General features: G+C 65.2%; 20 protein-coding genes. 12 read left to right on the top strand and 8 right to left on the bottom strand.

Annotation, left to right across the window (positions count from 1 at the left end):
• Window positions 1-76: 76 nt before the first annotated feature.
• Window positions 77-274 carry a hypothetical protein gene (locus tag AC4NN3_RS07360; protein ID WP_491926423.1) on the bottom strand — a complete coding sequence of 66 codons (198 nt, stop codon included), beginning with the start codon at window positions 272-274 and terminating at the stop codon, window positions 77-79.
• 118 nt (window positions 275-392) lie between these two features.
• Here AC4NN3_RS07360 and AC4NN3_RS07355 point away from each other — a divergent pair, with 118 nt between their 5' ends.
• Entirely contained in the window at window positions 393-1,292 is a 900-nt protein-coding gene (locus AC4NN3_RS07355) for a LysR substrate-binding domain-containing protein (RefSeq protein WP_491926422.1), read from the top strand.
• Here AC4NN3_RS07355 and AC4NN3_RS07350 read toward each other — a convergent pair.
• A complete protein-coding gene (locus AC4NN3_RS07350) occupies window positions 1,289-2,164 on the bottom strand; it encodes a LysR family transcriptional regulator (protein ID WP_491926421.1) in 876 nt (291 codons plus the stop codon). The two genes, AC4NN3_RS07355 and AC4NN3_RS07350, sit on opposite strands and share 4 nt — an antisense overlap.
• A gap of 94 nt (window positions 2,165-2,258) precedes the next feature.
• On the opposite strand from AC4NN3_RS07350, the gene AC4NN3_RS07345 reads away from it, so the two are divergent.
• Window positions 2,259-3,755 carry a CoA-acylating methylmalonate-semialdehyde dehydrogenase gene (locus AC4NN3_RS07345; RefSeq protein ID WP_491926420.1) on the top strand — a complete coding sequence of 499 codons (1,497 nt, stop codon included), beginning with the start codon at window positions 2,259-2,261 and terminating at the stop codon, window positions 3,753-3,755.
• A 63-nt stretch (window positions 3,756-3,818) separates the two neighbouring features.
• On the opposite strand, the gene rhaI is transcribed toward AC4NN3_RS07345, so the two are convergent.
• Window positions 3,819-5,108, bottom strand: a complete 1,290-nt coding sequence (gene rhaI / locus AC4NN3_RS07340) for an L-rhamnose catabolism isomerase (RefSeq protein ID WP_491926419.1) — start codon at window positions 5,106-5,108, stop codon at window positions 3,819-3,821.
• 10 nt (window positions 5,109-5,118) lie between these two features.
• Window positions 5,119-7,218 (bottom strand): bifunctional rhamnulose-1-phosphate aldolase/short-chain dehydrogenase, encoded by a 2,100-nt coding sequence (locus tag AC4NN3_RS07335; protein ID WP_491926418.1) that lies wholly within the window; start codon window positions 7,216-7,218, stop codon window positions 5,119-5,121.
• A gap of 182 nt (window positions 7,219-7,400) precedes the next feature.
• Between AC4NN3_RS07335 and AC4NN3_RS07330 the strand changes: the two genes are divergently transcribed.
• The 10 genes from AC4NN3_RS07330 to AC4NN3_RS07285 all read left to right on the top strand — a co-directional run bounded on the left by AC4NN3_RS07330 (window position 7,401) and on the right by AC4NN3_RS07285 (window position 17,404).
• Window positions 7,401-8,207, top strand: coding sequence for a DeoR/GlpR family DNA-binding transcription regulator (locus AC4NN3_RS07330; protein ID WP_491926417.1), 807 nt, complete (start codon window positions 7,401-7,403; stop codon window positions 8,205-8,207).
• A 39-nt stretch (window positions 8,208-8,246) separates the two neighbouring features.
• On the top strand, window positions 8,247-9,233 hold the full coding sequence (rhaS, locus tag AC4NN3_RS07325) for a rhamnose ABC transporter substrate-binding protein (protein ID WP_491926416.1): 987 nt from the start codon (window positions 8,247-8,249) through the stop codon (window positions 9,231-9,233).
• A 228-nt stretch (window positions 9,234-9,461) separates the two neighbouring features.
• The gene (locus tag AC4NN3_RS07320; protein ID WP_491926415.1) at window positions 9,462-10,967 is read left to right on the top strand and encodes a sugar ABC transporter ATP-binding protein; all 1,506 of its coding nucleotides are present in this window, start codon (window positions 9,462-9,464) and stop codon (window positions 10,965-10,967) included.
• The gene (locus tag AC4NN3_RS07315; protein WP_491926414.1) at window positions 10,964-11,941 is read left to right on the top strand and encodes an ABC transporter permease; all 978 of its coding nucleotides are present in this window, start codon (window positions 10,964-10,966) and stop codon (window positions 11,939-11,941) included. Before AC4NN3_RS07320 ends, AC4NN3_RS07315 begins: the two co-directional genes overlap by 4 nt.
• Window positions 11,938-12,936, top strand: a complete 999-nt coding sequence (locus tag AC4NN3_RS07310) for an ABC transporter permease (RefSeq protein ID WP_491926413.1) — start codon at window positions 11,938-11,940, stop codon at window positions 12,934-12,936. Before AC4NN3_RS07315 ends, AC4NN3_RS07310 begins: the two co-directional genes overlap by 4 nt.
• Window positions 12,933-13,268 carry an L-rhamnose mutarotase gene (gene rhaM / locus AC4NN3_RS07305; RefSeq protein ID WP_491926412.1) on the top strand — a complete coding sequence of 112 codons (336 nt, stop codon included), beginning with the start codon at window positions 12,933-12,935 and terminating at the stop codon, window positions 13,266-13,268. The genes AC4NN3_RS07310 and rhaM overlap by 4 nt, the downstream gene beginning before the upstream one ends.
• A gap of 287 nt (window positions 13,269-13,555) precedes the next feature.
• Window positions 13,556-14,467, top strand: a complete 912-nt coding sequence (osmF, locus tag AC4NN3_RS07300) for a glycine betaine ABC transporter substrate-binding protein OsmF (protein ID WP_491926411.1) — start codon at window positions 13,556-13,558, stop codon at window positions 14,465-14,467.
• 62 nt (window positions 14,468-14,529) lie between these two features.
• A complete protein-coding gene (locus AC4NN3_RS07295) occupies window positions 14,530-15,723 on the top strand; it encodes an ABC transporter permease (protein WP_491926410.1) in 1,194 nt (397 codons plus the stop codon).
• Complete coding sequence (locus AC4NN3_RS07290; RefSeq protein WP_491926409.1) at window positions 15,720-16,655, top strand: ABC transporter ATP-binding protein; 936 nt, start codon at window positions 15,720-15,722, stop codon at window positions 16,653-16,655. The genes AC4NN3_RS07295 and AC4NN3_RS07290 overlap by 4 nt, the downstream gene beginning before the upstream one ends.
• Window positions 16,652-17,404 (top strand): ABC transporter permease, encoded by a 753-nt coding sequence (locus AC4NN3_RS07285; RefSeq protein WP_491926408.1) that lies wholly within the window; start codon window positions 16,652-16,654, stop codon window positions 17,402-17,404. The genes AC4NN3_RS07290 and AC4NN3_RS07285 overlap by 4 nt, the downstream gene beginning before the upstream one ends.
• Window positions 17,405-17,406: 2 nt before the next feature.
• On the opposite strand, the gene cysG is transcribed toward AC4NN3_RS07285, so the two are convergent.
• The 4 genes from cysG to ntrB are packed head-to-tail and all read right to left on the bottom strand — an operon-like array spanning window position 17,407 to window position 23,156.
• On the bottom strand, window positions 17,407-18,843 hold the full coding sequence (gene cysG, locus AC4NN3_RS07280; RefSeq protein WP_491926407.1) for a siroheme synthase CysG: 1,437 nt from the start codon (window positions 18,841-18,843) through the stop codon (window positions 17,407-17,409).
• Entirely contained in the window at window positions 18,815-21,454 is a 2,640-nt protein-coding gene (locus AC4NN3_RS07275; protein WP_491926406.1) for a molybdopterin-dependent oxidoreductase, read from the bottom strand. Before AC4NN3_RS07275 ends, cysG begins: the two co-directional genes overlap by 29 nt.
• A 5-nt stretch (window positions 21,455-21,459) precedes the next feature.
• Window positions 21,460-22,251: an ABC transporter ATP-binding protein gene (locus tag AC4NN3_RS07270; RefSeq protein WP_491926405.1), complete on the bottom strand. Its 792-nt coding sequence runs from the start codon at window positions 22,249-22,251 to the stop codon at window positions 21,460-21,462.
• 11 nt (window positions 22,252-22,262) lie between these two features.
• Window positions 22,263-23,156 (bottom strand): nitrate ABC transporter permease, encoded by an 894-nt coding sequence (gene ntrB, locus AC4NN3_RS07265; protein WP_491926404.1) that lies wholly within the window; start codon window positions 23,154-23,156, stop codon window positions 22,263-22,265.
• Window positions 23,157-23,219 lie beyond the last annotated feature (63 nt).

Raw genomic sequence — 23,219 nt, 5'->3', positions numbered from 1 at the left:
GATGTGGCGCCGAACCGACAGTGGGAATCCTCCCGCCTGCGGGAGAGGAAGTCCGCTGAGGTCGCTGTGTCCAAGCCTATCGTCCCCGCCCCGGAAAATGTTCTTCCGTCGCGCCGATGTCCCGGCGTAGATGCGGCGAGGCGTGGATCAGGTCGACGGTGGCCTGCCGGCGGCGCCGTGCCAGGGCGCGGTTGCGGAGCGCGTCAAACAGCTGCGAGACCAGTCCGGGCGGGCTCGTAAAAGGCGCAGCCGAGGTCCTAAAGAGTGTGATCATGGCCATGAACATCCTTATGCGGATGCCTCCTGTTGGCTGTATGGTCATCACAAGATGGCTGGAAGACTGGCGATTTTCCAACTAAAGCTCAGCGGGTAGGCATAAGGAGGTTTGATCCATGAGCACATTGCCGCCGCTGACCGCAATACGCGCCTTCGAGGCCGTGGCCCGGCATCTGAGCTTTACCCGGGCGGCCGCCGAACTGGGCATGACCCAGGCCGCTGTGAGCTATCAGATCCGCATTCTCGAGGAGCGGGTCGGCACGCCACTGTTTCTGCGCCGGCCGCGCCAGATCGCGCTGAGCGAGACCGGTGCCCGGCTGGCGCCCGAGGTCAGCCGGGCTTTCGAGATCTTGCGCGCCAGCTTTGCCGAGACCGGCGAGCGGGCCGAGGGCATGCTGTCGCTGACGGTGACCAATACCTTCGCCACCGGCTGGCTGGCCAGCCAGATCGGCCAGTTCCAGCTCGGCCACCCCGATATTGCGGTCAAGATCGACACCAGCAATGTGCTGGTCGACTTCACCCAGGAGGAGTTCGACGCCGGCATAAGGGCCACCGGCCATATCCCGCCCGGGCTGATCGGCCATCCTCTGGCCAGGGTGGAATTCGCCCCCATGCTCAAGCCCAGCCTGATCGAACGCTACGACATCCGCGAGCCGGCCGATCTGCTGCGCGTGCCGCAGATTTCGCCCGACGACCCCTGGCTGCCCGCCTGGCTGGAAATGGCCGGCGTGCCGGCCGCAGCGGCGGTGCAGAAGCCCTTTATCGGCCTCGGCTCGCAATATCTGGAATCCCGCGCCACCATTGCCGGCAGCGGCGTGGCCATGCTGACGCCGCTGTTCTACGCCGAGGAAGTGGCGGCGGGGCTCTTGGCCCAGCCCTTCGACCTGGTCGGCTGGGTCGGGCATCACTACTATTTCGTCTATCCCGAAAGCCGCCGCAACTGGACCAAGATCAAGGCCTTCCGCGACTGGATCATCGACGCCACGGCGCCGCTGCGGGCTTTGCAGCAGAGCTAGAAGATCGCCCGCTCGCGGTCGACGATCTCGGCCAGGAACTCGGCCACCAGCGTCACCCGGCGGATGGCGCGCAGATCCTCATGCACCACCGTCCAGTAGCTGCGGGTCAGGGTATGGTCGGGCAGGATCTGGACCAGTCCGGGATCGGGTTGCGCCATGAAGGCATGGAGGATCCCGATGCCGGCCCCGGCGCGCACCGCCTCGGTCTGGCCCATGGCCGAGGAGATGGCCAGACTGGAGCGCCAGCCGCGCAGGAATTCGCCGGTATAGTCGAGCGAGGCGGTAAACAGCAGGTCATCGACATAGCCGACCAGGGCATGATCGGCCAGCGCCGCCAGGTCGGCGGGCATGCCCCGCGCGTCGAGATAGCTTGGCGCGGCATAGAGGCCGAGGCGGTAATCGGTCAGCTTGCGCGCCACCAGCCGGCCTTCGCGCGGGCGCTCCAGCGTCACGGCGATGTCGGCCTCGCGGCGGGACAGCGAAAAGGCGCGCGGCACCGGCACCAGTTCCACGCGCAGGCCCTGGTGGCGCGCGGTCAGCTCGCCTAGGCGCGGCGCGAGAAAAGCGACGCCGAAACCGTCCGGCGCGCCGACCCGCACCGTGCCCTCGATGCGGCTATCGGCGCCCGCCGAGGCGCTGGCCGCCAGCATGGCGCTTTCCATCGCCTCGGCATGGACGAGAAAGCGCTCCCCGGCGCCCGAGAGATCCGAGCCATTGGTCTTGCGGGTGAAGAGCGTGCTGCCCAGCGCGGATTCGAGCGCGCTGAGACGCCGGGCGACCGTGGCATGGTTGAGGTTGAGCGCCTTGGCCGCGCCCAGGATCTGGCCATTGCGCGCCACGGCCAGAAAGATGCGCACGTCGTCCCAGTTCATCGTGCTATAATTCCTGCACAACCGATGCCAAATTTATCGCATTGCGATGCATAAACTGTAGCGCCTAGTCTCCCCGGTAACAAGGGAGACCCGCATGCGCACCATTGGCCACTTCATCGACGGCGCTGAGACCACCGGCAACAGCGCCGAATTCCAGGATGTGTTCAATCCGGCGACGGGCGAAGTGCAGGCGCGCGTGGCGCTGGCGACAAAGGCCGATCTCGATGCCGCCGTGGCTTCGGCCGCCGCAGCGCAGCCGCAATGGGCCGCTACCAATCCGCAGCGCCGGGCGCGGGTCTTCTTCAATTTCGTCGCGCTGATCAATCGCGACATGCAGAAACTGGCCGAACGGCTCAGCGCCGAGCACGGCAAGACGGTGGAAGACGCCAAGGGCGATATCCTGCGCGGGCTGGAGGTCGCCGAATTCGCCGCCGGGGCGCCGCACCTGCTCAAGGGTGAGTTCACCGACGGGGCCGGGCCGGGCATCGACATGTATTCCATGCGCCAGCCGGTCGGCATCGGCGCCGGCATTACCCCGTTCAATTTCCCGGCCATGATCCCGCTCTGGATGCTGTCGCCGGCCATCGCCGCCGGCAATGCCTTCATCCTCAAGCCGTCCGAACGCGATCCCTCGGTGCCGGTCATGCTGGCCGAACTGGCCATCGAGGCCGGCCTGCCCAGGGGCATCCTCAATGTCGTGCATGGCGGCAAGGCCGTGGTCGATGGCATTCTGCATCACGACCAGATCGGCGCGGTGAGCTTTGTCGGCTCGACGCCGATCGCCCGCTATGTCTATGCGACGGCGGCCAGCGAGGGCAAGCGCGTGCAGGCCTTTGGCGGCGCCAAGAACCACATGATCATCATGCCCGACGCCGATATGGACAAGGCCGCCGACGCGCTGATGGGCGCCGGCTATGGCTCGGCCGGCGAGCGCTGCATGGCGGTATCGGTGGCGGTGCCGGTGGGTGACGCCACGGCCGACCGGCTGATCGCCGCGCTCAAGCCCCGCATCGACGCGCTCAAGGTCGGTCCGGCCACCGACCCGACCAGCGAAATGGGCCCGGTGATCACCAAGGCCAGCCAGGAGCGCATCGCGGCTTTGGTCGAGAGCGGCCTCGCCCAGGGCGCGACGCTGGCCGTCGATGGCCGCGGCTTTACCCTGCAGGGCTATGAAAACGGCTATTTCGTCGGGCCATCGCTGTTCGATCACGTCACCGCCGACATGGACATCTACAAGGAAGAGATCTTCGGGCCGGTACTCAGCGTCGTGCGCGCCCAGACCTATGAGCAGGCGCTCAAGCTGACCATGGACAACCCCTATGGCAATGGCACGGCCATCTTTACCCGCGACGGCGACGCGGCACGCGACTTCGCGGCGCGGGTCAATGTCGGCATGGTGGGCATCAATGTGCCCGTGCCGGTACCTTTGGCCTATCACAGCTTCGGCGGCTGGAAGGCCAGCGCCTTCGGCGATCTCAACCAGCACGGCACCGACGCCATCCGCTTCTGGACCCGCACCAAGACGGTGACGGCCCGTTGGCCGAGCGGCATCAAGGACGGGGCGGAATTCCAGATGCCCACGATGAAGTAGATCAAACAAAGGCCCGGTGATTGCTCACCGGGCCTTTTCGCTCTGGGAGGAGCGTTGAACCTTCTAGACGATGCCGCCCGAGCCGCCTTCGACGGCGGGACGCACGGCGGCGACCTTGGCGCGGTAGCCCGATGCGCGGTAGGTGCCGAGCAGGTCGATGGCGCCGCCCTGGTCATAGCGGGCCATGGCCAGTATCGGCTCGACATCGGTGCGATAGGCGAGGCGCAAGGCCTGGGTGGCAGCGAGGGCATCATTGCCCTGCTGCGCCGCGGCAAGCACAGGGCGATCGACCAGCAGCGCCTGGGCATAGGCGCGCTGCACGTCCGAGGCCGACAGCATCAGCGACTCGATGGGGTCGGTGACATTGTGCGACTGGTCGAGCATATGGGCGGGATGGAAATCGGCATCCTTGCCCTCGATATCGACCAGCTCGTTGAAGACGAGGAACAGGCGATAGGGGTCGATGGCGCCGGCATCGAGATCATCATCGCCATATTTGCTGTCGTTGAAGTGAAAGCCGCCCAGCTTGCCGAACTGGGCCAGCCGCGACACGATCATCTCGATATTGACGTTGGGCGCATGGTGGCCGAGATCGACCAGGCAATAGGCCTTGTCGCCCAGTTCCTTGGCGATGAGGTAATTGGTGCCCCAGTCCTGCACCACGGTGGAATAGAAGGCCGGCTCGTACATCTTGTGTTCGGTATAGATGCGCCAGTCGTCGGGCAGGGCGGCATAGACCGCCTTCATCGAGTCGAGATAGTGGCCGAACTGGTCGGCGAAATTGACCTGGCCGGGAAAGTTGGAGCCATCGCCGATCCAGACGGTGAGGGCCTTGGAGCCCAGGGTCTGGCCGATCTCGATACACTCGATATTGTGCTCGATGGCCTGGCTGCGGGTGCCGGCATCGGCATGGCTGAGCGAGCCGAACTTGTAGCTCTGCAGCTGGCCGCGCGCGTCCGAGAAGGTGTTCGAATTCATCGCGTCAAAGCCGAGGCCGAAACGCGACGCCGCCTGCTTGAGGCGGTTGGGATCGGCTTTGTCCCAGGGGATATGCAGCGAGACCGTATTGGTGGCCTGGGTCAGCTGGGCGATGACGGCGCAATCCTCGATCTTGTCGAAAATGTCGCGCGGTTCGCCGAGGCCCGGAAAGCGGGCAAAGCGCGTGCCGCCCGTGCCGACACCCCAGGAGGGCACGGCGACGTTGAAGCCGGCCACCTTGGCCTTGATGGCGTCGATGTCGACGCCGCGCCGGTCAAGGCGTTCGCCCAGCGTGTCGTAATCGACATTGAGATCGGCAATGCGCTTGGCGTTTTCCGCCTCGACGACGGATGCGTCGATGATGTGTTCGGTCATCGCTTGATCCTTACCGCGTGAACGACTGGGCATTGCCCGCGTCGACATTGATGATATTGCCGGTCGATTTGGCCGAGGCGTCCGAGGCGAAGAAGTAGATGGCTTCGGCAATGTCCTCGGGGAAGACGCTGCGCTTGAGCAGCGAGCGCTCGCGATACATTTCCTCAAGGCCATCCTTGTCGGTCTTGTAGGTCGAGGCGCGCTGTTCGAGCCACTCGCCGGCCCAGATCTTGGAGCCGCGCAAAACGGCGTCCGGATTGACCACGTTGACGCGGATCTGCTCGCCGGCGCCTTCAAGGGCGAGGCAGCGCGCCAGATGGATCTCGGCGGCCTTGGCCGTGCAATAGGCCGAGGCATTGGGCGAAGCGGCCAGACCATTCTTGGACGCGACGAAGACGACATTGCCGCCGGTCTTCTGGCTGCGGAACAGGCGGAAGGCTTCGCGGGAGACAAGGAAGTAACCCGTGCTGAGGATGTCCATGTTCTTGTTCCACAGCTCGAGCGTGGTCTCCTCGATCGGCGCCGAAGAGGCGAGGCCGGCATTGGAGACGAGGATATCGAGGCCGCCGAATTCGACCACCGCATGGGCAAAGCCGGCAATGACGGCTTCTTCCTTGGTGACGTTGACGATGACGGGGCGGACGAAATCCTCGCCGAAGGCGCCCGCGAGCTCGTCATTGGCCGCAGCCAATGCGGTCTCGTCGATATCGGCCAGCACGACGCAGGCGCCTTCACGCAGCAGGCGCACGGCGGTGGCCTTGCCAATGCCGCCGGCGCCGCCGGTGACCAGCGCAATCTTGCCGGCCAGCGATTTGGGCTTGGGCATGCGGGCGAGCTTGGCCTCTTCGAGCAACCAGTATTCGATATCGAAGGCCTCCTGCTCGGGCAGGCCGACATAGGTGGAGACGGTCGAGGCGCCGCGCATCACATTGATGGCGTTGACATAGAACTCGCCGGAAATGCGGGCGGTGGCCTTGTCCTTGGCGAAGGTGAACATGCCCACGCCCGGCATCAGATAGACCACGGCATTGGGATCGCGCACGGCGGGGGAGTTGTCGTGCTTGCAGCGGTCGTAATAGGCCTGGTAGTCGACGCGATAGGCGGCGATGTCCGCGGGGATTTTGGCGAGGACGGCGTCGATATCGGGATTGGCCGGATCGAACTCGATCACCAGTGGGCGGATCTTGGTGCGCAGGAAATGGTCGGGGCAGGAGGTGCCCAGGGCCGCCAGCGGCCGCAGATTGTTGGAATTGACGAATTCGAGCACGGCAGCCGAGTCATCGAAATGGCCCAGCTTGTGGCTGTCTTCGGAGATGAGGCCGCGGATCTTGGGCATCAGCTTGGCGGCGATGGCGCGGCGCTGCTCGGCGGGCAGGGCCTTGACGGCTTCGCCACCAAAAATGGTCTTGCCTTCCGTCTGCTGCTCGAACCATTCGATGGCCTGATTGATGATGGCAAGCGTGGTTTCGTAGCATTCCTTGGGCGTATCGCCCCAGGTGAAGAGGCCATGGCTCTCGAGGATCAGCCCCTTGGCGTTCGGGTTCTCTTCGCAATATTTGCCCAGCCACAGGCCCAGCTCGAAGCCCGGCTTCTTCCAGGGCAGCCAGCCAATGCTGTCGCCGAAGATCTGCTGCGTCAGTTCCTTGGAGTTGTTCGACGCGGCGATGGCGATGATCGCGTCGGGATGCATGTGGTCCACATAGGCGTGGTTCACATAGGCATGCAGCGGCGTGTCGATCGAGGCGGCGCGCGGATTGAGGTTGAACGTGGCGTGCGGCAGGTAGCCGACCATCTCGTCCTCGAAATCGACGCCGCGATAGAGGCCCTTCAGCGCGCGCAACTTGTCCATATAGAGCGTGGAAAAGCCGTCGAGCTTGATCGATGCGCTGTCGCCGCCCGACCCCTTGACCCACAGCACTTCGACGGTCTCGCCGGTCAGCGGGTCCTGCTGCATGATCTTGGAGGAGGTATTGCCGCCACCATAATTGGTGACGCGCTTGTCGCTGCCCAGCAGGTTCGAGCGATAGACGAGGCGTTCCGGCTCGCTCATGGCGGCGGCTTTGGCGTCGTCCCAGAGATTGGCGAGGCGCTTGGGCGCGGAAGTGGACATGAGACTCCTCCCAGAGGGTAGCGGTTATGAATATTGCCCGGACATGGCCACGATCGCGCCAAGCTGTCAATCAGAAACGATCATAACCAAGCATAGGCGACTGACATGTTTCGAAGTTGACGGTTTGATGATTGACACTGATTGAATTGGATGAGTAGTAATGCGCCAGGAGGATGGCTGCCTTGCACGAAACCGAACGCCACCGCGTCATCATCGCCGCCGTCCAGACGCGTCCCGTCGTGACGGTAGCGGACATCTGCGAGCTCACCGGCTCATCCGAAGCGACCATAAGGCGCGATATTGCGGCGCTCGACCTGCGCGGCGAAGTGCGGCGGGTGCGCGGCGGCGCCGAGGCGATCAACCCGCCCGAGCAGTCGGCACTGATGGGACGACCCTTCTCGGTCAACGAGACCATCAATATCGAGCAGAAGCGCGCCATTGCCCGGGCCGCGGCCGAGCTCTGCGCCGATGGCGAGCCCATCATTATCAATGGCGGCACCACCACCTATCAGATGGTGCATTTCCTGACCTCGCGCCGGCTGAGCGTCTTCACCAACAGCTTCGCCATTGCCGAATATCTCATTCACAATTCGCGCAACTCGGTCGTCATTCCGGGCGGCACGGTCTATCGCGAGCAGAATGTCATCCTCTCGCCCTTTGGCGGCGTGGTGGCATCGCATTTCTACGCCAAGCGCATGTTCATCGGCTGCCAGGGCATCGGCGCGCACGGACTGATGGAGGCCGATCCCATGGTCGTCCAGTCCGAGCTCGGCCTGATCGGGCAGGCCGACGAGCTGATCGTGCTGGCGGACTCATCCAAGTTTTCGGGCAGATCGAGCCTCATTCTGTGTGGCCTCGACCGAATAGCCGCCGTCGTCACCGACGCCGGCATCCGCGACGAAGACCGTCAAATGCTGGAAACGGCAGGCGTGCGGCTCATCGTGGCGGAGACGACTGCTCAGGCCGACCGACAAGCCTTCGTGGCCTGAGACAACAAGACGAAAACCATCCCAGGGAGGGACTACCTTATGAGACTCTTGAAAATCCTGGCGGCAAGCACCGCCATCGCCGCTCTGCTGGCCAGCCCGGCCTTCGCCCAGACCCGCATCGCGCTGGTCGTCAAGTCGCTCGGCAACGGCTTCTTCGACGCCGCCAACAAGGGTGCCCAGGAAGCGGCCGCCGAACTGGGTGACGTCGAAGTCATCTATACCGGCCCGACTGCGGCGACGGCCGAAGCCCAGATCGAAGTGATCAATGCGCTGATCGCCCAGCAGGTCGACGCCATTGCCATTTCCGCAAATGATCCGGACGCCCTGGTGCCGGCGCTGCAGAAGGCCATGGAACGCGGCATCAAGGTGATCAGCTGGGATTCGGGCGTCGCGCCTGAAGGCCGTCAGCTCCACCTCAACCCGTCGGAAACCAACCTGATCGGCGAGACCATCATCAAGCTGGCTGCCGATTACCTGCCAGACGGCGGCGATGTCGCCATCCTGTCGGCCGCTTCCACCGCGACCAACCAGAATGCCTGGATCGAAGCCGCCAAGGCCGCACTGCCCGAGAAGTTCGCCAATATCAACCTCGTCGCCGTGGTCTATGGCGACGACGACTCGGTCAAGTCGACCGACGAAGCCAAGGGCCTGATCGCCTCCTATCCCGACCTCAAGGCCATCATTGCCCCGACCACTGTCGGCGTCGTGGCGGCCGCCCAGGTCGTGACCGACCAGAACCTGATCGGCAAGATCAACGTGACCGGCCTGGCACTGCCAAGCGAGTTCAAGCAGTTCATCGACAATGGCGCGAGCCAGGCCGTGGCGCTGTGGAACCCGATCGACCTGGGCTACTCGGCCGTCATGCTGGCCAATGACCTGGTCGAAGGCGCAGAAGCCGGTCCTGGCGCAACCCTCTCCATGGGCCGCATGGGCGAGCTGACGCTTGACGACACCAGCTCGGGCGCCATGGCGGCACCCTTCACCTTCGACAAGTCCAACATCGAAGAATTCTCCAAGATCTACTGATCTGACGGGACCCGGGCGGGGCGATCGAGGAACATTCTTCGATTCCCCAGTCGTCTCCCTCCCCGCTTGTGGGGAGGGATCAAGGGTGGGGGAGGGCAGCAACCACGCGTTGCGGCACCACCCCCACCCTGCTCGATTTGACGGACTTGGCTTAACGCCAAGTCCTATCTCGCTTCCCTCCCCACAAGGGGGAGGGAGATGCCGACTGAGAGATCTACCGAGTATCCCATGACCGACCCCATCCTGACGCTGACCGGCATCACCAAGAGTTTCCCTGGCGTCAAGGCGCTCAACCAGGTGTCGCTGGAGCTCTATGCCGGGCAGGTCACCGCGCTGATCGGCGAGAACGGGGCGGGCAAGTCGACTCTGGTCAAGACGCTGACCGGCATCTATCAGCCCGACGCCGGCGAGATCCGAGTGGCTGGCCAGGTCGTGACACTGCCAACCGCCCATTCGGCTTCCGCCGTCGGCATTACCGCCATCCATCAGGAAACCGTGCTGTTCGACGAAATGACGGTGGCCGAGAACATCTATCTGGGCCACGCGCCGCGCAATCGCTTCGGCCTGATCGACTGGCGCAAAATGCGCGCCGAGGCGCGCGCGACGCTGGACGCCATGGCCGCCGGCATCGACCCCGATATCAAGCTCAAGGAATTGGGCATTGCCAAAAAGCACCTGGTGGCCGTGGCAAGGGCGCTCTCCATCGATGCCCGCGTGGTCATCATGGACGAGCCGACCGCCGCGCTCAGCCAGAAGGAAATCGAGGAGCTCTATGTGCTCATCGAACTGCTCAAGCAGGATGGCAAGGCGATCTTGTTCATCAGTCACAAGTTCGACGAGATCTACCGCATCGCCGACCGCTTCACCGTGTTCCGCGATGGCGAACAGGTCGGCAAGGGGTTCATCAAGGACACCAGCCAGAGCCAGATCGTCCAGCTCATGGTCGGCCGCCCGGTGGAGGGGATTTTCCCGGCCCGCAATGCCCAGATCGGCGACGTCGTGCTCGAGGCCAGGGGCCTCAGCCATCCCACCGAATTCGACGACATCTCCTTTGCCGTCCGCAAGGGCGAGATCCTGGGCTTTTATGGCCTGGTCGGAGCCGGGCGCAGCGAGGTCATGCAGGCGGTGTTCGGGCTGACCCAGCCCAGCGCCGGCAGCTTGGTGCTCGATGGCCAGACCATCACGCCGCGTTCGCCCGCCGATGCGGTGGAGGCGGGGATCGTCTATGTGCCCGAAGAGCGCGGCAAGCAGGGCGTCATTACCGGCGAACCCATCTTCAAGAATGTCTCGCTTCCCTCTTTGGGCAAGACATCCAAATCCGGCCTCCTGCGGCTGGCCGAAGAGTTCGCGCTGGCCCGTACCTATACCGAGCGGCTCGACCTGCGTGCCTCCTCGCTCAGCCAGAATGTCTCGACCCTGTCGGGCGGCAACCAGCAGAAGGTGGTGATCGCCAAATGGCTGGCGACGCTGCCCAAGGTGATCATCCTCGACGAACCCACCAAGGGCATCGATATCGGCTCCAAGGCGGCGGTGCATGAATTCATGGCCGAGCTGGTGGCCCAGGGTCTTTCCGTCATCATGGTCTCGTCCGAACTGCCCGAAGTGCTTGGCATGAGCGACCGCATCGTCGTCATGCGCGAGGGCCGCATGGTCGACACCATCGACAACAAAGGGCTCAAGCCCGAAACGCTGGTGCGCCTGGCTGCCGGTATAATCGAGGAGCAGGCGGCATGAGAAACCTGATCAAGCAGCGCGAAACCTGGCTGGCGCTCGCCATCCTGCTCGTCATCGTGCTGGTCATGCTGCGCTTTTCGCGCTTTGCCCAGCCGGGGAACCTGCTGACCATTTTCAACGACACCTCGATCCTGATGATGCTGGCTTTGGGGCAGATGGCGGTGATCCTGACCCGCTCGATCGACCTCTCCATGGCGTCCAACCTGGCGCTGACCGGCATGATCGTCGCCATGCTCAACGCCGCCTTTCCCGGCGTGCCGATCCCGCTGCTGCTCGGCCTCAGCGTCGTCATCGGCGCGGGCCTCGGCGCCTTCAACGGCGTGCTGGTGTGGAAGCTCAACATTCCGCCGATCGTCGTGACGCTGGGCACGCTGACTATTTTCCGCGGCCTGGTCTTTGTCATTTCCGGCGGCGCCTGGGTCAATGCGGCCCAGATGAGCCCCGACTTCATCGCTTTGCAGCGCGGGGTGTTCCTGGGCCTGCCGGTGCTGAGCTGGTTCGCCATCGTCGTGGCGGCTCTGTTCTACGTGCTGATGACCCGCACGCCACTGGGGCGCTCGCTCTACGCCATCGGCGTCAACCCCACGGCCTCGGTCTATACCGGCATCGATGTCGGCAAGACCAAGTTCTACGCCTTCACCATTGCCGGCGCGGTGGCTGGTCTCTGCGGCTATCTCTGGATCTCGCGATACGTCATCGCCTCGACCGAAGTGGCCGGCGGCTATGAGCTGACCATCATCGCCGCCTGCGTCATCGGCGGCGTCTCGATTGCCGGCGGCATTGGCAGCGTGGCCGGCGTGCTGCTGGGCGCGCTTTTTCTCGGCGTCATCAACAATGCCCTGCCGGTGATCAATATCAGCCCGTTCTGGCAGATGGCCATTTCGGGCTCGGCCATCCTGCTCGCCGTGGTGCTCAATGCGCGCGGCGAAGCCAGCAAGGGGCGTATCATTCTCAAGAAGGCGGAAGCGGCATGACCGACATCTCCTCGACCGGCCGCCAGCTGCCAGATCGCCTCGACAATCCGCTGAAATCAGCCGTGCTGAGCTGGGAGAGCCTGCTGGTTCTCGTGGCGGTGGCGATCTTTATCGCCAATTCCTTTGCCTCGCCCTATTTCCTCAATGCCTGGAGCCTGAGCGATCTCACCTTCAACTTCACCGAAAAGGCGCTGATCGCGCTGGCCATGGCGCTGTTGATCATTTCGGGCGAGATCGACCTCTCGGTCGCTGCAATCATCGCGCTGGCCTCCACCCTGATGGGCCTGGCGCTGCAATATGGCGCCGATACGCCGGTGCTGGTCGTCATCGGCGTCGGGGCCGGCCTGCTGTGTGGGGCGTTCAATGGCCTGCTGGTCACGCGGCTCAAGCTGCCGTCCATCGTGGTCACCATCGGCACCATGAGCCTGTTCCGCGGCATCAGCTTCATCATCCTGGGCGACCAGAGCTTCAAGGGCTATCCGCCGAGCTTTGCCTGGTTCGGCCAGGGCTATGTGTTCTGGGTGATCTCCTTCGAACTGGTGCTGTTTGTCGTCTGCGCCATCGCCTATTGGGTCCTGCTGCACCGCACCAATTTCGGCCGCCGCGTCTTTGCCATCGGCAATAATGACGTGGCGGCGCAGTTTTCCGGCGTGCGGGTGGATCAGATCAAGTTCATCCTGTTCTGCCTCACCGGCCTGATGAGCGGCATCGCCGCCGTGCTGCTGACGGCGCGGCTGGGCTCGACGCGGCCATCCATTGCCGAGGGCTGGGAACTGGAGGCCATTACCATGGTCGTGCTGGGCGGCGTCTCGATCCTGGGCGGCGCCGGCTCGATCATCGGCGTGGTGCTGGCGGCGCTGATCATGGGTCTGGTGACTTTCGGCCTGGGCCTGCTCAACGTGCCCGGCATCGTCATGTCGATCTTTATCGGGGGCCTGCTGATCGTGGTGATCGCGCTGCCCATCCTGTTCCGCATGTGGAGGCAGCGCGCATGATCATTGCCGATGGCGATTACGAAAAGCATGCCTTCAAGATGCAGCTCAATCCGGGCATGGCGGCGGAATACAAGAAGCGCCATGACGCGATCTTTCCCGAACTCGTCGACCTGCTGCACGAAGCCGGGGTGAAGGACTATTCCATCCATCTCGATGACGAGACCAATATCCTCTTCGGCGTGCTCTGGCGCCGCACCGATCACACCATGGCGGACCTGCCGGCAACGGCGGTGATGCAGCGCTGGTGGGCGCATATGGCCGACGTCATGGCGACCAATGACAAGAGCGAGCCGATCGCGACCGATCTGACGCCCATGTTCTGGATGAAATAGGCCGACCCACCGGCTGATCCAGCCATAGCCACCATGCGTATCATTGCTTGAACCCGGGCGCTCGCACGGGCATGCTGACACGCGCTGTCAGGAGGCAATGCTACCTGCGGCGAATGGCGGAACCTTTGCCGTCGTTGATGACTTTTGATGAACGGGCCTTTGCCCATGTTCAGCGTCATTTGGGTCGTTTTGCGCGGGCCAGCTGCTGATCACCACGTCATCCTACCGCTGCAGCGGACAGATCAAGATGCTGGCTTCTGCCAGTCAGGGACAAATCGGAGAATCCAATGCGCCTCACAACCACGCTATTGAGCGCCGTCGCCGCGCTCGCTTTGTCCGTCACCGGCGCCAGCGCCCAGGTGGTGGTGTCGTCCAAGATCGATACCGAAGGCGGTGTGCTGGGCAACATCATCAAGCAGGTGCTCGAGGCCAATGATATCGCCGTCGAGGACCGCATCCAGCTTGGCGGCACGCCCATCGTACGCCAGGCCATCACCGCCGGCGAGATCGACATCTATCCCGAATACACCGGCAATGCCGCCTTCTTCTTTGAAAAGGCCGATGATCCGCTGTGGAACGACGCTGCCCTGGCCTATGCCGAGGCCGCCAAGCTCGACTTCGAGGCCAACAACATTGTCTGGCTGACGCCGTCGCCGGCCAACAATACCTGGGCCGTGGCCGTGCGCGATGACGTGGCCGAGGCCAATAACCTGACGACGTTCAGCGAGTTCGGCGCCTGGGTCGCGGGCGGTGGCGAGGTCAAGCTGGCCGCATCCGCCGAATTCGTCAATTCGCCCGCTGCCCTGCCCAAGTTCCAGGAAGTCTATGGCTTCACCCTGACGCCGGACCAGCTGATCACCCTCTCGGGTGGCGACACGGCCGCCACCATTGCCGCGGCCGCCCAGCAGACCAATGGCGTCAACGCTGCCATGGTCTATGGCACCGATGGCGGCATTGCCCCATCGGGCCTCAAGGTGCTCGAGGACGACAAGGGCGTGCAGCCGGTCTATCAGCCGACCCCGATCATCCGCAGCGACGTGCTGGCCCAGTATCCGCAGATCGAAGAGCTGCTCAAGCCGGTCTTTGAGGGCCTGACGCTCGAAGTGCTGCAGGAGCTCAATGGCCGCGTCCAGGTGGGCGGCGAAGCCTCCGCCACCGTGGCGACCGACTACCTGACCCAGGGCGGTTTCCTGGACTAAGGCGATCGCCGCTCCCCGCTGGGGAGGGGCTCGCCTGACCGCTGAGCGACACCGGAGGCTGCATGTCCATTGCTGAATTGGCCCCGGTGTCGTCGCGTCCCGCCTGGCTCGCCCTCGACAAGCTCGGGGTGCTGATTGCCTTGATTGCGGCAGCTGGCGCATCGCTGCCCTTTGCCCTGTTCCGCGCCAACCGCATCGTGTCGGGCGATAGTGTGGCGCTGGCACAGGCGCTGTCACCGGCTCTGGCGGTGATCCTCGGCTTGAGCCTGCTGGCCGGCTTTGCCGTGGCACTGCTGCGCTTTCCGGCCCTGACCAAGCTGCTGGTCGGCTTTGCCGTGCTGGCAGCGCTGTTCGTGCTGATGGGGCAGTCCGCAGCCTTTCTCACGCCACCCGACGATACCTTTGCCCGCGTCTCCCCCGGCGCCGGCTTCTGGCTGCTGGCCTTTGCCTTTGCCCTGCTGGTGACCGATGCGTTGACCCGGCTGCGGCTGGCGCCGCTCTGGCGCCTCGCCATCCTGGCCGCAGTGCTCGCCGTCATGGCGCTGCTGCTCTGGAGCGGCGGCTGGAACCAGCTGTCGCTGCTCAAGGAATATGGGAACCGCGCGCCCGCCTTCTGGGCCGAGGCAAGGGCGCATCTGGTGCTGGCCTTCGGCTCGGTGGTCATTGCGACCGTGGTCGGCGTGCCGCTGGGGATCCTCTGCTACAAGGTCAGGCCGCTGCGCGCCGGCGTGCTCAACGTGCTCAACATCGTCCAGACCATTCCCTCGATTGCCCTGTTTGGCCTGCTGATCGCGCCTTTGGCCTGGATCGCCGCCAATGTGCCGGGCGCTTCGGCGATCGGTATTTCCGGCATCGGCACGGCCCCGGCTCTGGTCGCGCTGTTCGCCTATTCGCTGCTGCCAATTGTTTCCAATACCGTGGTGGGCCTCAACAATGTCTCGCCCGCCGCCATTGATGCCGCCCGCGGCATGGGCATGACGGTCTGGCAGCGGCTGATCGCGGTGGAACTGCCGCTGGGCTTTCCGGTCATCCTCACCGGCATCCGCATCGTGCTGGTGCAGAATATCGGGCTGACCACCATTGCCGCGCTGATCGGTGGCGGTGGCTTTGGCGTCTTTGTGTTCCAGGGCATCGGCCAGACGGCGATGGACCTGGTGCTGCTGGGCGCGGTGCCCACCGTGGTGCTGGCCTTTGTCGCCGCCGTGGTGCTGGACGCCATGGTCGAGATGACGAGTCGTGAAGGAAAGCGTCCATGATCGAGATCGACGACATCACCAAGACCTATAATGGCCAGGCCGTGGTGGACCGGGTGACCCTGACCATCCAGCCGCACACGATCTGCGTCGTGGTCGGCACGTCCGGCTCGGGCAAGACCACGCTGATGCGCATGATCAACAAGCTGGTCGAGCCGACATCGGGATCGGTACGCATCGATGGCGAGGATATTGCCGGCCTGCCGGCCTATGAGCTGCGCCGCCGCATGGGCTATGTCATCCAGGGCCATGGCCTGTTCCCCCATCGCTCGGTCGGGCAGAACATCGCCACCGTGCCCAAGCTGCTGGGCTGGACCAAGGCCAAGACGCGCGACCGCGTCGACGAGCTGATGACGCTGTTCCAGCTCGACCCGGCCGAGTTCCGCGACCGGCTGCCGCATGAACTCAGCGGCGGCCAGCAGCAACGCGTCGGCGTGGCGCGGGCGCTCGCCGCCAAGCCCAATATCCTGCTGATGGACGAGCCCTATGGCGCGCTCGACCCGGTGATCCGCGCCAAGGCGCAGGAAGACCTGCTCAATATCCAGCGCCAGTTCGGCACCACCATCGTGCTGGTCACCCATGACATGGAAGAGGCCATCCATCTCGGCCACACCATTGCCGTGATGGACCAGGGCAAGCTGCTGCAATCGGCCAGCCCGGCCGAGATCATCGGCAAGCCCGCGACGCCCTTTGTCGCCGAGCTGATCGGCACCAGCGAGCGCCCGTTCCGGCTGCTGTCGCTATTCAGGGTGGCCGACCATATCGAGCCGGGGCAGGCCGATGGCACGCCGATCGAGGCCAGTGCCTCGCTGCGCGACGCCTATGCCGAACTGCTGTGGTCGGGCCGGCCGGCTCTGCCGGTGCAGCGCGACGGACAGATCGTCGGGCAGGTGAGTCTGGCGGCGCTGGCGCGCCTGGCGGCCCGGCCGCAATGAAGGTCGGCAATCTCCTCCGCCTCGTGGCGCTGCTGGTGCTCGTGCTGTTCCTAGCGCAACCGAACCTGTTCGCCGGCTTTTTCGGCCTGTTTACGACAAACGGCCAGCCCGCGATCTATAACCAAGGCAGCCTGTTCGACATCACGCTGAACCATCTGGGCATTGTCGCGGCGGCGACGGCGGGGGCCACGTTGATCGCCGTGAGCCTGGCCATCTTCGTCACCCGGCCCTTTGGGGCCGAATTCCTGCCGCTGTCGCGCAGCCTCGCCAATATCGGCCAGACCTTTCCGCCGGTAGCCGTGCTGGCTTTGGCCGTGCCCATGCTGGGCTTCGGCACGGCGCCCACTTTGGTGGCGCTGTTTCTCTATGGCCTGCTGCCGATTTTCGAGAACACGCTGACCGGGCTGACCAACCTGCCGTCCAGCGTGGTCGATGCCGCCCGCGGCATGGGCATGACCGGTTGGCAAAGGCTGATCAAGGTGGAACTGCCGCTGGCGCTGCCGGTTATCCTGGCCGGGATCCGGCTCTCGGTGGTGATTTCGCTGGCCACGGCCACGATCGGCTCGACCGTCGCCGCGCGCACCCTGGGCGAGGTGATCATTGCCGGGCTGCTGTCGGGCAATACCGCCTTCGTGCTGCAGGGCGGGCTGATCGTGGGCGTGCTGGCCGTGCTGATCTATGACGGCCTGTCGGCGCTGGAGCGCTTCCTCATGGCCCGCACCGGGCAGGCGCGGCGCGCGACAGCCTAAGGCTAAGCGCTGGCGACCATGGCGGCGCTGGCGACGGCGCGCTGGGCCAGCGCATTGCCCACGGCAAAGATGGTCGGCGCCGAGAGCGGGAAGGCGGTGACGGCGGCAACCGCCTCGCCAATGGTGCCGCGCCAGACCTGCTCGTCGGCCCGGCCGACATTGCCGGCAATCACGGCGGGCGTGCAGGGCGCCATGCCCTGGGCTGTCAGCTGGTCGACGATCTGGTTCAGGGTGCGCCGGCTCATATAGTAGACGCTGGTGGTGGCCGGGTCGGACAGAGCCTGCCAGTTGAGGCTGTCGGGCAGCACGCCCTGGCGCGAATGGCCGGTGACGAAGCGGACGGACTGGGCGTGGTCGCGATGGGTCAGTGACAGGCCGAGCCGGCTGGCCAGCGCCAGAGCCGCGGTGACGCCGGGGACAACGGTGACGGCAATGCCGTGCCGCTCCAGCATCTCGATCTCCTCGCCGGCGCGACCGAAGATCATCGGATCGCCCGACTTGAGCCGCACCACATGCTTGCCCTGCCGCGCGAGGCTGAGCATCATGGCGTTGATGTCCTCTTGGCGGCAGCTGTCGCGCGCGGCGCGCTTGCCTACCAGCATCCGCCTGGCCTCGCGGCGGGCCATTTCGAGCACCTCGGACGAGACCAGATCATCGAACAGGATCACATCGGCCGATTGCAGCGCGCGGACGGCCTTGATGGTGAGGAGGTCGGCATCGCCCGGACCGGCGCCGACTAGCGTCACCCGTCCGACCGGCGGGGCGGCGCCGATGGTGTCGATATCGGCGTCCATGGCGCTGGGCGCATTATCGCCAAAGGCGCGCTCGATGAGGCGCTCCCAGAAGGCGCGGCGCTGCGGACCGGGCGCGAGCCTGTCCATGACCGCGCCGCGCAGGCGCTGTGCCAGCTGCGCCCAGGCGGTGAGGGTGGGCGGCAGCAGCGTCTCGATGCGGCGGCGCACCGCCTGGCCCAGAATGGGCGCCGCGCCGGCGGTGGAAATGCCGATCACGAGGGGCGAGCGGTTGACGATGGCGCCGAACTGGAACTGGCAGAATGCGGGCCGGTCGATGACGTTATAGGGCACGCTCTGGCGCTGGGCCGCCTCGACAAAGGCGGCAGCCTCGGCGTCGTCCTCGATATCGGCCACCGCCATGGCGGCGCCAGAGAGGTCGGACGGGGCCCAGTGGCAATCGACGAGGCTGATCGTGCCGGCCACGGCGCCGCTCTCGGCCAGGGCGATCAGCGCATCGCACCAGTCTTCCACGGGCGCCAGCACCTGGACATGGGCGCCAGCCGCGGCCAGCAGCTCGATCTTCCAGGTGGCGGGCTCGGAGCCGCCAATGGCGACGACGCGCTTGTCGACCAGATCGAAGAAGACCGGCAGCACGGCCAGCGGCGCAATGCGGGGTCTATTCGGCGGCGGCGAGACGATGTGCATCGATGATCCCCCTGATTTCGGCGCGGCAGGAGCCGCAATTGGTGCCGGCCTTGGTACAGGCGCCGACGGCTTCGACGGTTGTGCAGCCCTGGCCGGTAACGGCACTGGCAATGGTATTGGCGCCCACCGAGAAGCAGGCGCAGACAATGGCGCCGCGATCGGGCATGTCGGCGCCGGGGCGGCCGGCCAGCACGGCGCCGGCGCTCAGGCCGTCTTCGGTCAACAGGTCGACGGCCCATTGGCGTGAGACCAGCACCGGATCGGGCGACGTGTAGAGCGCCAGGACCAGGCGACCGTCGGCCAGCACCGCGAAGTTGTGGCGGCCCGAACGCGCGTCGTGCAGGGTGTCGATCTCAGCATCGTCCGGCAGGGCAAAGGCGTGGCGCAGCCAGGCGGTCCAGTCTTCGGACTCGTCGCGCCAGGCCAGTTCGCCGCGCATGCCGCCCATAGCCTCGGCCACGGCCCAATAGGCAGTGTCGAGCTGGGGCCGGGCGGTGGCGACGAAGAAGCCATAGAGGCGGGTATGGACGGGCTCGGCATGCACTTCGGCCATTTTGAGCGCGGGTTGGCCCGAGACGGGATCGACCTTGGCGGTGACCAGCGCATCCACGCGCCCATTGGAGGCAAACTGGTCGGTCCAGTGCATGGGCACGAAGAGGTGTCCGCGCCGCTGCCGGTCGGTCACCAAAGCCCGCACCACCGCACTGCCATGCCGGTTGAAGAGCTTTACCAGCGTGGCGCGGTGGATGTTGAGGCGGGCGGCGTCGGCGGGATGGATCTCGACAAAGGGCTCGGCATAGTGGGCCGAGAGCCGTGCCGCTTTGCCGGTGCGGGTCATGGTGTGCCAGTGGTCGCGCACGCGGCCGGTATTGAGGATGAAGCGGCCCGGCGCCGGGGCGAAGGGCGGCGGTGGCTGCACGGGGACGAAGCGGGCTTTGCCATCGGGGGTGAAGAACTGGCCATTGCCGAAGAGGCGCGCGGTGGATTTCTGGCGGATTGGCCACTGCGTGGGCGCCAGGCTGGCATAGTCGGCGCCCACAAGGCCGGAAAGGTCGAGGTCGCGGCTGCCGTTGTTTTCGAAAGCGGTGAGACCAGAATGCTCGGAGAAAATCTGGCCGGGATTGGCGTAGGGGAAGGCCGCGGCAAAACCCATGCGGCCGGCAACCTGGCTGATGATCCACCAGTCGGGGCGTGCTTCGCCGGGCAAGGACAGGAAGGGGCGCTGGCGCGAAATGCGGCGTTCGGAATTGGTGACGGTGCCGTCCTTTTCGCCCCAGCCGGCGGCGGGGAGGCGGACATGGGCGGTGACGCCGGTATCTGTGCTTGCGCTCATGTCGGAGACCACCACGAAGGGGCAGGCGGCCAGAGCCGCACGCACCAGATCGGCCTCGGGCATGGAATCGACCGGGTTGGTCGCCATGATCCAGATCGCCTTGATCTCGCCGCGCCCCATGGCGGCGAAGAGATCGACGGCCTTGAGGCCGGGCTGGGTGGCGACGCTGGTACTGCCCCAGAAGCGGGAGACGCGATCCACGGCGTCAGGCGAAAAATCCATATGCGCGGCAAGGGTATTGGCGAGACCGCCGACCTCGCGCCCGCCCATGGCATTGGGCTGGCCGGTGACCGAGAAGGGCCCCATGCCGGGCCGGCCGATGCGGCCGGTCAGCAGGTGGCAATTGATGATGGCATTGACCTTGTCACTGCCCGAGGCCGACTGGTTGACGCCCTGCGAATAGACCGTGACGGCTTTCTCGGTGGCGCCGAACCAGGCGTAGAACTGGGCAATGGCGGCTTCGGCGAGACCCGTCGCCGCGGCGACGCGGGCAAGGGTCCAGTCGGCCGCCACGAGCAGGGCGGCGTCGACGCCGCTGGTATGGTCGGTGATGAAGTCGGGGGCGGTGATGCCCTTCTCCATGAGATGGGCGAGCAGGCCGACAAACAGCGCACTGTCGCCATCGGACTGCAGGGGCAGGTGCAGGTCGGCAATATCGGCGCTGACGGTGCGGCGCGGATCGATCAGCACGACGCGCATAGTGGGGCGCTCGGCCCGGGCCTTGGCGATGCGCTGGTAGAGCACCGGATGGCACCAGCCCAGATTGGAGCCGACCAGCACGATCAGGTCGGCCAGCTCGAGATCCTCGTAATTGCCCGGCACGGTGTCCGAGCCGAAGGCGCGCTTGTGCCCGGCCACCGAGGAGGCCATGCAGAGCCGCGAATTGGTGTCGATATTGCCCGAGCCGATAAAGCCCTTCATCAGCTTGTTGGCGACGTAATAGTCCTCGGTCAGCAGCTGGCCCGAGCCATAAAAGGCCACCGCATCGGGGCCAAAATCGCGGATCGCCTGCGTGAAGGTATTGGCGACCCGCTCGAGCGCGACGTCCCAAGTGACTCTGGCGCCGTCGCTTTCCGGATGGAGCAGGCGGCCGTCGAGCGAGAGGGTCTCGCCCAGAGCCGAACCCTTGGAGCAGAGGCGGCCGAAATTGGCCGGATGCTCGGGATCGCCGGCAATGGCGACGCTGCCATCGGGTTTGGACGTCGCCAGCACGCCACAGCCGACCCCGCAATAGGGGCAGGTGGTGCGTATGGTCGGGCTGGCGACGGGCATGGTCATGGCTGTTACGCCGCCTCGACGAAGCGATGGCGCTCGTAGAGGAACTTAAGGACGGATTCGCGGCACTTGAGATAGGTGCGGTCGGCGGCCAGCTCGATGCGATGGCGCGGCCGCTCCAGCGGGACGTCGAGCACTTCCCCGATCCGGGCGGCCGGGCCATTGGTCATCATGACGATGCGGTCGCTGAGCAGCACCGCCTCGTCGACGTCGTGGGTGATCATGATCATGGTCGAGCCCAGGCGCTTCTGGATATCCATGACGGCATCCTGGAGATGGGCCCGGGTAAGGGCGTCAAGCGCGCCGAAGGGTTCGTCGAGCAGGAGGATTTTGGGCTGCATGGACAAAGCCCGGGCAATGCCGACGCGCTGCTTCATGCCGCCGGAAATCTCGGTGGGGCGCTTGTCCTTGGCATGGCTCATCTGCACGAGGTCAAGGTTCTGCATGATCCAGTCATGCCGCTCGGCACTGGATTTGGTGCGCCCGAACACCTTGGTGACGGCCAGATTGACGTTTTCATAGACGGTGAGCCAGGGCAGCAAGGAATGGTTCTGGAACACCACAGCGCGGTCCGGGCCGGGGCCGTTGACCTCATGACCCTCAAGCTGGATGCCTCCCGAGGAGACTTCGGTGAGGCCCGCGATCAGGTTGAGCAAGGTGGACTTGCCGCAGCCGGAATGACCGATGATGGAGATCACCTCACCCTTGGCGATATCGAGCGAGATATCCTTGAGCACCTCCGAGCGCTGGCCGCCGCGGTCGAAGTGCTTGTCGACATTTTCAATAGCAAGATAGGACATGGAAGCGCTCCTTAGCTGGCACTGGTGCCGCGGGTGACAAAGCTGCCGACGGCGGCCACGAGACGATCGAGGATGAAGCCCACGACGCCGATATAGGCCAGGGCCACGATGATGTCGGAGAGGCGCGAGCTGTTCCACGCATCCCAGATGAAAAAGCCGATGCCGACGCCGCCGGTGAGCATTTCGGCGGCAACGATGGCGAGCCAGGACAGGCCCACCCCGATGCGCAGCCCGGTAAAGATATAGGGGGCGGCGGCCGGGATCATGATCTTGAAGAAGAACTCGACCTGGTTGAGCTGCAGGATGCGCGCGACGTTGCGATAGTCCTGCGGGATATTGCGCACGCCCACGGCCGTATTGATCACCACCGGCCAGACCGAGGTGATGAAGATGACGAAGATCGCCGAGGGCCCCGAATCCATGAAGGCGGCCAGCGAGAGCGGCAGCCAGGCCAAAGGCGGCACGGTGCGCAGGATCTGAAAGATCGGGTCGAGCCCGCGCATGGCCCAGATCGACTGGCCGATGACCGCGCCAACGGCGACGCCCACCACGGCGGCAATGCCAAAGCCAATGGCGACGCGCTGCAGCGAGGTCAGCACCCGCAGGCCCAGCCCGATATCGCCCTGGCCATAGTCAAAGAAGGGGCTGACGATCAGCTCGGCTGAATCGGCCCAGACCTGGCTGGGCGATGGCAGGTTGGCGCCGGGGCTGGCGCAGAGGATCTGCCAGACCACGAGGATAAGCGTCAGCACCAGCAAAGGCGGCACCACATTGGCGGCGAGACTCGCCAGGGTCTTGGACCAGGAACTGGGGCGCGATGCCGGCGTGGGCAGGGTGAAGACGGCCGCCTCGGCTGGGGCGGGCGGCTTGGCCGGTATCGGCAGGGACTGGATGGTGGCACTCATGAGCGGTCCTTTCGGGGACGGGTCCGGGAAAGGGCGCGGGGCCAGGCCCCGCACCAGCGGTTG

The organism is Devosia sp. MDV22-iso42 (assembly GCF_058629155.1).
This window is presented reverse-complemented; position numbering and strand designations above follow the sequence as displayed.